Genomic DNA, 10,196 nt, shown 5'->3' with positions numbered 1-10,196 from the left:
CCACCCGGCGCAGGTATTTCCCAGGTCCGGTGAGCACATCGCCACCAGAGCAGGACGGCAACAAGGGCAATCGCGCTCAGTACACTGAATGCCGTCGCAAACGAGTAATGACCGGCGATCGTCCCGGTTAACGCCGGGCTCATGGATGCCCCAACCCCCTGCATCAGCATCACCACACTCTGCCCGGCATTGACGTGCCCGCTCCCGCGCAAAAGTACCACAATAAACGACGGTACCACGACGCCCAGGATCCCGGCAGCCAGACCGTCGAGGATTTGTACCGGGATCATCATCAAAGGCGCGTCCGTAGACGCCGCCAGCGCAGCGCGCACCGGCATGACCAGCAGTGCCAGCATAATTAAGCGCCAATAACCGTAGCGTTCAACCCGGCCTGCGACCCAAAGTGCGACGGGGATCATCACGGCCTGAGAGATGATGACGGTACCTGCGGCATACAAACCGGGGTTGATCGGGGCGGGTGCCGCAGCAACCCTCATGCTCAGCATCGGCAGAAGCGCAGCGTTCGCAAGGTGGAACAGCAGTAGCGTCAGTCCGGTCACAAATAGCGCGCGGTTTTTAATCAGCACCGCAAAGCCGGGCACTGGCAGGTTCGCTGAAGATGAGAGTCCACGCGCCGCATCGTTGTCGATGTCTTCGTTGCGGATGGCAAGCATCGCGCAGAGCGTGAGCAGCGTCGTACAGGTCATCAGCAGGAAAATCCCCCCGACGCCCCAGTACCAGGCAATTCCGCCTGCAATCAGTGCGGTCATGAAATTGCCCGCGTGATTAAACGCCTCGTTTTTGCCCATCTGCGCGCTGAACCCGCCCTGACCGGTCAGGCCTAGCGTAATCCCGGCAATCAGCGGCCCCACAAACGCCGCGCAGATGCCGGTGATCATTTGCGAAGCGGCGACAACGCCAGTTTGCTGGCTAAACCAGATCAGCAACGTGCTCAGGGTGATCAAGATGCAGACCAGTGCCAGCACAGAGCGTTTGTTTCGGGAGGTATCGGTAATAAAACCAGCCGGAAGCGTGGCCAGTAATCCAGCCAGCCCACCGGCCGTCATCAGGATGCCGATACCATCGGGGGTCCAGTGGCGTTCAGTCAGAAAGATGCCGAGAAAGGGACCGAGGCCATCACGGACATCGGCAATGAAAAAACTTGTCAGGCATAACGCCCGCAGCGAACGAACAGACATACTTCCTGCCTTTGCATGTTATCGCCTGTAGTGAACAGAATGCAGTATACGGGATAGCGTTGAAAATCAGATGACGGCTCAAAAAAACGTTTTTCCTGAACTTAAACGATTCATAAAGAACGCTGCTTTTTCGCTTTACTCACTATAAAGCGTGATTATACTGGCAAGAAATTTTACAGGAGCCCTTCGTTGGAAAGTCATTTTATAGTGAATACGAAGGTAAGCTAACGCGATATTTTCGCTGCTTACCCTCACGGTGGGCAGCAATCCCCTTTCAGCGATTGCATCCCGACACAATACGTACCGCTTAATTTGTGGGTAATCGCAATGTTCATGTTTAATAACACCCTCTTCCCGCCACCTTCGTCCTGACAGACATAGCGTTTAACGGTGTCACTGTGCTTTACGCCGCACTGATGCTTCTTATTTGAAATATGTTAACAGGCGACAAGCTTATGTTCCCTTATATCTCTCATCTGCTCGCAGCGATGCTGCTGGGCGCGATTATTGGCGCGGAAAGACAATGGCGTCAGCGAATGGCCGGGCTTAGAACCAATGCTCTGGTTGCCACCGGCGCTGCGGTGTTTATTTTGAGTTCCGTATCCACCTCGCCCGATAGCCCAGGACGCATCGCGGCGCAGATTGTTTCCGGAATAGGATTTCTTGGGGCTGGCGTGATCATGCGTGAAGGAATGAATATTCGTGGGTTAAATACCGCCGCAACGCTGTGGTGCTCTGCCGGTATAGGCGTATTATGCGGATTAGGCCAGTTCTGGAACGCCGCCATGGCCAGCTTAATTATTCTGTGCGCCAACATATTGCTTCGCGAAGCCGCTCAGCGCATTAATCAGCTTCCTGCGGTTCATGAGGGTGAGAAATGCTACATCCTGAAAATCACCTGCAGTGACGAACATGGTGACGTCGTACGGCAGCGCGTGGTAAATATGGCAAAAGAGTTGACGTTAGGCCTGAAAGCGATTTCTTCAGCTACGACGGAAATAACAGGAACCACGGAAATACGGGCCGAAGTCATGACTCGAGAGGAATATCGAAAAGTACTCGATCTGATTATGGGCAACATTGGTGGGAATAAAATTATCGCTTCTGTAAGCTGCCAGGCTATATAAAAAAACCGGGCATCGCGCCCGGTTCTATATTCAGCAAAATTCACGCTACTCGTTTAACCCGCGATTTTCCAGCATTGGCTCAATCTTCGGATCGTGCCCACGCCAGTTCCGGTAAAGTTCAGCTAAATCAGTACTATTGCCGCGCGACAAAATCGCCTCGCGGAATTTCTGCCCGTTTTCACGCGTCAGGCCGCCCTGCTCGACAAACCACTGGTAGCCATCGTCCGCCAGCATCTGCGTCCACAGGTAGGCGTAATACCCTGCCGCGTAGCCCCCGCCAAAAATATGGGCAAAATAGCTGCTGCGATAGCGCGGTGGCACGGCAGGCAGATCCAGCCCCTCTTTTTTCAACGCTGCCGCTTCAAAATCTTCTACGCTCGAAACGGCTTCACCGATGCCGTGCCAGTTCATATCCAGCAGCGCGGCCCCCAGCAGTTCCGTCATGTCATAGCCCTTGTTGAAATGCGTCGCGTTGAGCATGCTTTCCCGCAGCGCGTCCGGCATCGGTTCGCCGGTTTCGTAATGGCGGGCGTAGTGGGTAAATACCTGCGGATGGCTGGCCCAGTGCTCGTTGATTTGCGACGGGAATTCAACGAAGTCACGCGGGGTATTGGTACCGGACAGCGTGGCGAAACGCTGGCTGGCAAACAGTCCGTGCAGCGTATGGCCAAACTCGTGGAAGAGGGTTATCACGTCGTCCCAGGAAAGAAGCGCAACGCCGCCGTTAGCCGGCTTTTGGTAGTTACAGACGTTGTAGATCACCGGACGGGCAGCAAACTCGAAAGATTGCTCGACGAAATTCCCCATCCACGCCCCGCCCTGCTTGGAATCGCGCGCAAAGAAGTCGCCGTAAAACAACGCCATACCTTCACCCGTGTGGTCGAAAATCTCCCATACGCGGACGTCCGGATGATAAACCGGAATATCGAAGCGCTCGAAGAAGCGGATGCCAAACAGCTGGCTTGCCGCCCAAAATACGCCATCCTGCAGCACGGTGTTGAGCGCGAAATAGGGCCGGATTTGCGACTCATCGAGGGCATATTTTGCCTGGCGCACGCGCTCGGCATAAAATGCCCAGTCCCAGGCCTGCACGTCAAAGCCACTCTGCTCGTCGTCAATCACGTTCTGAATATCGGCCTGCTCGCGTTCCGCGCGGGCACGGGCGGCCGGCACTATGCCGCGCATAAAGGCCAGCGCGGCATCGGGCGTTTTCGCCATCTGGTCGGCAGTGCTCCAGCTGGCGTAATCGTCAAATCCGAGCAGCCGGGCCTGCCGCGCGCGCAGCGCCGTCAGACGGAGGATCAGCTCGCGAGTGTCGTTTTCATCCCCTTTCTGGGTACGCGTCCAGCCTGCGTTGAACAGGTTTTCGCGCGTCTGACGATTACGCAGCGCCGATAGCGCTGGCTGCTGGGTGGTGTTCAGGAGCGGGATCAGCCAGCGATCGTTTAGCCCCTTCTCCGCAGCGGCCTGCGCGGCAGTGGCAATCTCGTCTGCGCTAAGCCCCTCAAGCTGATGCGCGTAATCCACTACCAGCCCACCCGCCTTATTGGCAGCCAGCAGGCGCTGATTAAACTGGCTGGTCAGGGAGGCCACCTCGGTATTCAGCGCCTTCAGCTCGGCTTTTTCCGTCTCATTCAGACGCGCACCGGCCAGAATAAACCGCTGGAATGTCTCCTCGACCAGCCGACGAGATTCAGCGTCCAGCGCAGCACGATCCTGCCAGACGCTCTCCACGCGGGCGAAAAGGGTGTCATTCAGCCAGATATCGTTCGCCAGCGCGGCAAGTTCGGTAGAGAACTGCTCCTCCAGCTCCTGCAGGTACGCATTGGTGTGCGCGGAGGCCATGGCAAAAAATACGCTGTTTACGCGGGAAAGCATGGCGCCGCTTTTCTCCAGCGCCAGCACGGTGTTGGTGAAGTCTGGCGCAGCGGCCTGAGCGACAATGGCAGCAATGTCCGCCCGCTTCTGGCGAAGCGCTTCATCGAAGGCCGGGCGATAGTGGCTATCGTTAATCTCATCAAAACGCGGCGCCTGATAAGGCAACAGGCTAATGTCAAAAAAAGGGTTATTGGCCGACATCTTTCACTCCTGAGAACGGTATATCTCCCCAGAGTAGGACAGGCAGCCCTGGCCTGCAATGGCGTCATACAAATGTTGCCTTAACGGCGCGCCTGAGAGCGTGCTATGTTAATACAACACAAAAAGCGTTGAGGAACAGTGAGATGATTATTTTAGTTACCGGGGCGACAGCGGGTTTTGGTGAAAGCATCACGCGTCGCTTCGTCGCCAACGGACACAAGGTGATTGCGACCGGTCGCCGTCAGGAGCGCCTGCAGGAGCTGAAAGAGGCGTTAGGTGACAGCATCCTGACCGCGCAGCTGGACGTGCGTAACCGCGCGGCTATTGAAGAGATGATTGCTAATCTGCCAGCAGAATGGCGCGCCATCGACGTGCTGGTTAACAATGCCGGTCTGGCGCTGGGCATGGAGCCCGCCCACAAAGCCAGCGTTGAAGACTGGGAAAACATGATCGACACCAACAACAAAGGGTTGGTGTATATGACCCGCGCCGTGCTGCCGGGTATGGTCGAGCGCAACCGCGGTCACATCATCAACATCGGCTCGACTGCCGGGAGCTGGCCTTACGCGGGCGGCAACGTCTATGGCGCAACGAAAGCGTTTGTGCGCCAGTTCAGCCTTAACCTGCGCACCGACCTGCACGGCACCGCCATTCGCGTCACCGATATCGAACCAGGCCTGGTGGGTGGGACCGAGTTCTCGAACGTGCGTTTTAAAGGCGATGACGCGAAAGCGGACAAAACCTACGAAAACGCCAATGCCCTGACGCCAGAAGACATCACTGAAACAGTCTGGTGGGTGGCGACGCTGCCAAAACACGTCAACATCAACACCGTTGAGATGATGCCAGTCAGCCAGAGCTTTGCCGGACTTAGCGTCCATAGAGGCTAATTAGGCCCTTCCCGGCCTGCGGGCCGGGTATGTGATGGCAGGCAAAAGAATGGTAGTATGTTCAGGTTAACTCTCTGAGAAATCGCAACCCATGGCCGCTGAATCACAACTCAATCCTACCCAGCCCGTTAACCAGCAAATCTATCGTATTTTACGACGCGATATCGTCCACTGCCTGATCCCGCCGGGAACGCCGCTCTCTGAAAAAGAGGTCTCGGTGCGTTTTGACGTGTCCCGTCAACCGGTGCGCGAGGCGTTTATCAAACTTGCTGAAAATGGCCTGATTCAGATCCGCCCCCAGCGCGGCAGCTATGTAAATAAGATTTCCCTTTCGCAAGTCCGTAATGGCTGTTTCGTCCGCCAGGCCATTGAATGCGCAGTGGCACGTCGCGCCGCAACGCTTATCGATGACAACCAGTGTTACCTGCTGGAGCAAAACCTGCATCAGCAGCGGATTGCGATTGACCGTGAGCAGCTCAACGACTTCTTCCAGCTTGATGACGAATTCCACCAGAAACTGGCGCAAATTGCGGATTGTCAGCTAGCGTGGGATACCATCGAAAACATCAAAGCCACCATCGACCGCGTGCGCTACATGAGCCTTGACCATGTTTCCCCGCCGGAAATGTTGCTCCGCCAACACCATGATATTTTCAGCGCGCTGGAAAAACGCGACGCGGACGGCGTGGAAAACGCGATGACGCTGCATCTGCAGGAAATTAGCGAATCGGTCCAGCTAATCCGTCAGGAAAATAGCGAGTGGTTTAGCGAAGAGTAATATTCGCCGCCACCTTTCGGGTGCGGCGATGTGATTAGCGAACGACTAATACCGGAATCGTGGCGTAGCGCAGAATAGATTCCGCGTTTGACCCCAGCAGATGGGTGGTGATACTCGGATTTTTCGATCCGATGACAATAACGTCATACTCCCCTTCTTTGCTGAGCTTGATAATTTCATCACGCACGTTGCCAAAGCATACTTTGCAGTGAATATCATTCGGCGAAATATCGAAGAGTCGTTTTAACGCCGTCATTTTTTTCTCAGACTCCGCGGTCATATACTCTTCAAACTTCTTTATGTCCGCGTTGAACCCGCGCAGCAGCGAGCGGCTGCTGTTAGGCAGAATGTTGACCAGGGTAATCGACGCGCCTTCAGCTTTTGCCAGATTGGCCGCGTGGCGTACCGCTTTATCGCTCAAGTCCATTTCAAACACGTCTACAGGCATCAATATTTTCTTGTACATAAGCCTGACTCCTTATTCCGATGAGAGGATTATTTCCTGACTCAAGAGTGCCATTGGCAATATAAACAAACCCTCAACGCTTGCAGGGTGAAATTATCCATTAAGGAAAATAATTGTCGGCTTTGTAAATTACCGTCCGGAACCGTCAGCGGGCTGCACTGAGGATAAAAAAAGTGTGACCTTGATCAAAAACAAATAATTTAGGCGGCGAGAGGCGTATTAATAATGCCCGTGAACGGCAGAAGGTAAAATAGCGCCGTAGCGAAGAGTAAGAGAGGAGAAAATACCATGATGACATACGACCGTAACCGTAACGCCATAACCACCGGCAGCCGGGTCATGATTAGCGGCACCGGCCGCACCGGCGTGATTAAAGCGATTCACAGCGAGGGGCTGGACGCCGCGCAGGTGCGCCGCAGCAAAACGGTTGAAGTGGAAGGAAGTGAAGGTAGGTACGAACCGATCGAACTGATTCGTCTGGGAATGCACTAAGCGTGCAGATTCATGCCGCCGCCAGCGGCGGCATGAAATAAATTACGGTTGTACCGCGTACTGCGCCACTGTGGCTTTCGCGCCTTTATCCAGCAGCGTCTGATAGGCCTCCATCACCGCATTCACAAACACGGCATCCTGCGGCAGTTCGTTTCCAAAAATGGCTTCAATGCCCAGCAGCGCCTTAACGCGACTTTGCCCCTCTGCGCTTCCCTTTACTGCCGCCTGAATCACCGCCAGCTGCGGGTCGCTCACCTCAATGGCATTACCCTGCTCGTCCACACCGCCGACGTAACGCATCCAGCCGGCCACGCCCAGCGCCAGCAGCGGGAAAGGCTTCTGGTGCACCCGGTGCCAGCGCACAGAGTCCAGCATACGCTGCGGCAGCTTCTGGCTGCCGTCCATCGCGATCTGCCAGGTGCGGTGACGCAGTGCCGGGTTGCTGTAGCGCGCAATCAGCAGGTCAGCATAATGGCCTAAATCAACGCCTTTCACTTTCAGCGTGGGAGCCTGCTCTTTTAGCATCAGCGCGTGCGCGGCTACACGGTAGTTTTCATCTTCCATGCAGTCGTTGATGTGCTGATACCCCGCCAGATAGCCGAGATAGGCCAGGAACGAGTGGCTGCCGTTGAGCATACGCAGCTTCATCTCTTCGAACGGGATGACATCTGCAACCAGCTCGGCACCTGCTTTTTCCCACTGCGGACGGCCAGCAACAAAGTTGTCTTCGATAACCCACTGGCGGAACGGCTCACATGCCACGCCCGCCGGATCGCGTACGCCGGTCAACTGCTCGATTTTATCCAACGTATCGGCGGTGACTGCAGGCACAATGCGATCCACCATCGTTGACGGGAAGGTGACGTTGGCTTCTATCCAGTCCGCCAGTTCGCCGTCTACGGCGCGCGCGTAGGCGCAAGTTACGTTACGCATGACGTGACCATTCTCCGGCATGTTGTCGCAGGACATTACGCTGAAAGCAGGCAGACCCGCCGCTTTACGACGCGCCAGCGCTTCAACCACGACGCCAGGGGCAGATTTCGGCTGAAGCGGGTTTTCCAGGTCGGCGGCGATTAACGGATGATCGAGCATCAGTTGTCCGGTCGCGGGGGAGTGGCAGTAGCCTTTCTCGGTGATGGTCAGGGAGACAATGGCGACCTGAGGTTCACACATCGCCGCCAGCACGGTTTCCAGCCCATCAACCTGCGCGTGCAATGCTCTTTTGACCACGCCGACGACGCGCGTAGTCCATGCATCGGCAGACATCTCCGCGACGGTGTAGAGGCTATCCTGCGCATTGAGATCGGCAATTTGCTGTTCGCCACCAATCAGATTCACTTCGCAGTATCCCCAGTCGCTGCCGTGTTCAGCCGCAAGAATATCGGTATAAACTGCCTGATGCGCACGATGAAATGCGCCAAACCCTAAATGAACAATGCGCGCTTTGAGGCTGCCGCGATCGTACTGAGGCAGCGTCGCTTTCGCCTGTAATAACCGGTTTTCCATGATTGAGACTCGTTAATTAATGAAAGCTGCGATCCGCTGCCGCTCTCCTTCCGAAGCGGCAGCGCCTGCTGACTACACCAACTAGAATGGCAGTTGGGGTAAAAAATAACTGCCATCAACCATACTGATACTTCAATTTCAGATATTGATTTATATTAACTTTTGTCCATGTGGTGTGACATGATCGAAAAGTTATGTGACAAGTTACTCAGGATATAAACCATTAACGTCGTGACGAGAGTGCGCCATAGCCAACTGATTCGCGCCGGGGCGTTTCCGCCGCATCTTCTGCCGCGCTCAAGTCACGGTCACGCACTTCCGGCATCAGGATTGCCGAGACCAGCCCAATCACGGAATAGGCAACCAGCATGGCGACAATCGGCCACCAGGATCCGGTCATGTTGCAGAAGATCCCCGCCAGTACCGGACCAAAGCCCACCGCCGCCAGCCCGCCCGCCTCTTTGGAGATAGCCATGCGGGTAAAGCGATTACGTGAGCCAAACATCTCTGCCATGGTGATGTTTTCCAGCGCAAACAGCCCCAGTACCGAAATGTTATGAATGACGATAATGGAAAGCATGATTGTCCCCGGCGCGTAGCTCTTATCGACGATAATCGACAGCATGGGGTAAGCCAAAAGAATGGCGGAGGTGTTAACGATGATGTACGGCAGCCGACGCCCTACCTTGTCAGACAGCCAGCCCAGTAGAGGAATGGTGATGAACCCGAGGACAGAGCTAATCATCAGTGCATCGGTGGGAATTGCCTTATCGAACAGCAGCGTCTGTACCAGATAGCCTGCCAGGAACGTCTGAATCAGACCCGAGTTACCCGCCTGTCCGAAGCGCAGCCCGGTTGCCAGCCAGAAGGATTTGCTTTTGAACATCGCACCCAGGGCGTTTTCCTGGGCAGCCACCGGCGAGACAGTTTCTGCGTCGTTCACTTTCTCAAAGACCGGGCTCTCTTTCAGGTTCATTCGCAGCCAAATGGCAAAGATCATCACCACGACGCTGGCGAGGAAGGGTACGCGCCAGCCCCAGGCGACAAGTTCTTCACGGTCGAGGGCAAAGAACATAACAGCCCAGATGGCCGTTGCGCTCAGCGTCCCGCAGTTGGTCCCCATCGCCACCAGCGAGGAGATAATGCCGCGTTTCCCCTTCGGGGCGTATTCCGCGAGCATCGTGCCAGCGCCAGATATCTCCGCGCCAGCGCCCAGCCCCTGAATAATGCGCAGCGTCACCAGCAGGACCGGCGCGAAAATCCCAATCTGTGCGTAGGTCGGCAGCACGCCAATCAGCGTGGTGCAGATCCCCATCATGGTGATGGTAATGAACAGCACCTTTTTACGGCCAATGCTGTCACCCATTCTGCCGAAGATGAAAGCCCCGACGATACGCGCGATATAGCCCGCGCCGTAGGTCCCCATCGCCAGAATCAGCGCCATCGCGGCAGACTGTTCCGGGAAGAAGATTTCGTGGAATACCAGGGCGGCACCCAGCGAATAAAGCTGGAAATCCATAAACTCCAGCGCGGTGCCGAGCCAGCCGGAAACGGCGGCTTTCACCAGATCGGAGGTGGTTCGTTGAGGTTGTGCTTGCGTCATAATGGCTATCTCTAAAAGGTAAGAGGCGTACTACATAGAGCCTGTCTGCGCAGGCT

General features: G+C 55.6%; 9 protein-coding genes. 4 read left to right on the top strand and 5 right to left on the bottom strand.

Features of this window, described 5'->3' with window-relative positions; translation table 11 throughout:
* Nucleotides 1–1,199 (bottom strand): MFS transporter (locus ENTMO_RS24065; RefSeq protein WP_010430697.1); only part of this gene is annotated, 1,199 nt, incomplete at its 3' end.
* Nucleotides 1,200–1,633: 434 nt separating this feature from the next.
* Here ENTMO_RS24065 and ENTMO_RS0111380 point away from each other — a divergent pair.
* Entirely contained in the window at nucleotides 1,634–2,326 is a 693-nt protein-coding gene (locus tag ENTMO_RS0111380; protein ID WP_411326756.1) for an MgtC family protein, read from the top strand.
* 45 nt (nucleotides 2,327–2,371) lie between these two features.
* Here ENTMO_RS0111380 and dcp read toward each other — a convergent pair whose 3' ends face one another.
* Complete coding sequence (dcp, locus tag ENTMO_RS0111375) at nucleotides 2,372–4,405, bottom strand: peptidyl-dipeptidase Dcp (RefSeq protein WP_010430690.1); 2,034 nt, start codon at nucleotides 4,403–4,405, stop codon at nucleotides 2,372–2,374.
* Between the two features lie 143 nt (nucleotides 4,406–4,548).
* Between dcp and ydfG the strand changes: the two genes are divergently transcribed.
* Nucleotides 4,549–5,295, top strand: a complete 747-nt coding sequence (gene ydfG / locus ENTMO_RS0111370) for a bifunctional NADP-dependent 3-hydroxy acid dehydrogenase/3-hydroxypropionate dehydrogenase YdfG (RefSeq protein WP_010430687.1) — start codon at nucleotides 4,549–4,551, stop codon at nucleotides 5,293–5,295.
* Between the two features lie 91 nt (nucleotides 5,296–5,386).
* Nucleotides 5,387–6,073 carry a GntR family transcriptional regulator gene (locus tag ENTMO_RS0111365; protein WP_010430684.1) on the top strand — a complete coding sequence of 229 codons (687 nt, stop codon included), beginning with the start codon at nucleotides 5,387–5,389 and terminating at the stop codon, nucleotides 6,071–6,073.
* A gap of 34 nt (nucleotides 6,074–6,107) precedes the next feature.
* On the opposite strand, the gene ENTMO_RS0111360 is transcribed toward ENTMO_RS0111365, so the two are convergent.
* A complete protein-coding gene (locus tag ENTMO_RS0111360) occupies nucleotides 6,108–6,539 on the bottom strand; it encodes a universal stress protein (protein WP_010430681.1) in 432 nt (143 codons plus the stop codon).
* Nucleotides 6,540–6,827: 288 nt separating this feature from the next.
* Between ENTMO_RS0111360 and ydfZ the strand changes: the two genes are divergently transcribed.
* Entirely contained in the window at nucleotides 6,828–7,031 is a 204-nt protein-coding gene (gene ydfZ / locus ENTMO_RS0111355) for a putative selenium delivery protein YdfZ (RefSeq protein WP_010430680.1), read from the top strand.
* Nucleotides 7,032–7,073: 42 nt separating this feature from the next.
* On the opposite strand, the gene ENTMO_RS0111350 is transcribed toward ydfZ, so the two are convergent.
* Together ENTMO_RS0111350 and ENTMO_RS0111345 are read right to left on the bottom strand one after the other, a co-directional pair.
* Nucleotides 7,074–8,537, bottom strand: a complete 1,464-nt coding sequence (locus ENTMO_RS0111350) for a mannitol dehydrogenase family protein (protein WP_010430677.1) — start codon at nucleotides 8,535–8,537, stop codon at nucleotides 7,074–7,076.
* Between the two features lie 223 nt (nucleotides 8,538–8,760).
* Nucleotides 8,761–10,140, bottom strand: coding sequence for an MFS transporter (locus tag ENTMO_RS0111345; protein WP_010430676.1), 1,380 nt, complete (start codon nucleotides 10,138–10,140; stop codon nucleotides 8,761–8,763).
* Between the last annotated feature and the right edge of the window lie 56 nt (nucleotides 10,141–10,196).

Source organism: Enterobacter mori LMG 25706 (genome assembly GCF_000211415.1).
GTDB lineage: Bacteria > Pseudomonadota > Gammaproteobacteria > Enterobacterales > Enterobacteriaceae > Enterobacter > Enterobacter mori.
Note: the sequence above shows the minus strand (reverse complement) of the source record. Positions and strands in the feature narration are given on the sequence as shown.

Coding starts and splice junctions, on each gene's coding strand:
- ENTMO_RS0111365 (WP_010430684.1), top strand. CDS start 5,387: ATGGCCGCTGAATCACAACTCAATCCTACCCAGCCCGTTAACCAGCAA.
- ENTMO_RS0111345 (WP_010430676.1), bottom strand. CDS start 10,140: ATGACGCAAGCACAACCTCAACGAACCACCTCCGATCTGGTGAAAGCC.
- ENTMO_RS0111360 (WP_010430681.1), bottom strand. CDS start 6,539: ATGTACAAGAAAATATTGATGCCTGTAGACGTGTTTGAAATGGACTTG.
- dcp (WP_010430690.1), bottom strand. CDS start 4,405: ATGTCGGCCAATAACCCTTTTTTTGACATTAGCCTGTTGCCTTATCAG.
- ydfZ (WP_010430680.1), top strand. CDS start 6,828: ATGATGACATACGACCGTAACCGTAACGCCATAACCACCGGCAGCCGG.
- ydfG (WP_010430687.1), top strand. CDS start 4,549: ATGATTATTTTAGTTACCGGGGCGACAGCGGGTTTTGGTGAAAGCATC.
- ENTMO_RS0111350 (WP_010430677.1), bottom strand. CDS start 8,537: ATGGAAAACCGGTTATTACAGGCGAAAGCGACGCTGCCTCAGTACGAT.
- ENTMO_RS0111380 (WP_411326756.1), top strand. CDS start 1,634: ATGTTAACAGGCGACAAGCTTATGTTCCCTTATATCTCTCATCTGCTC.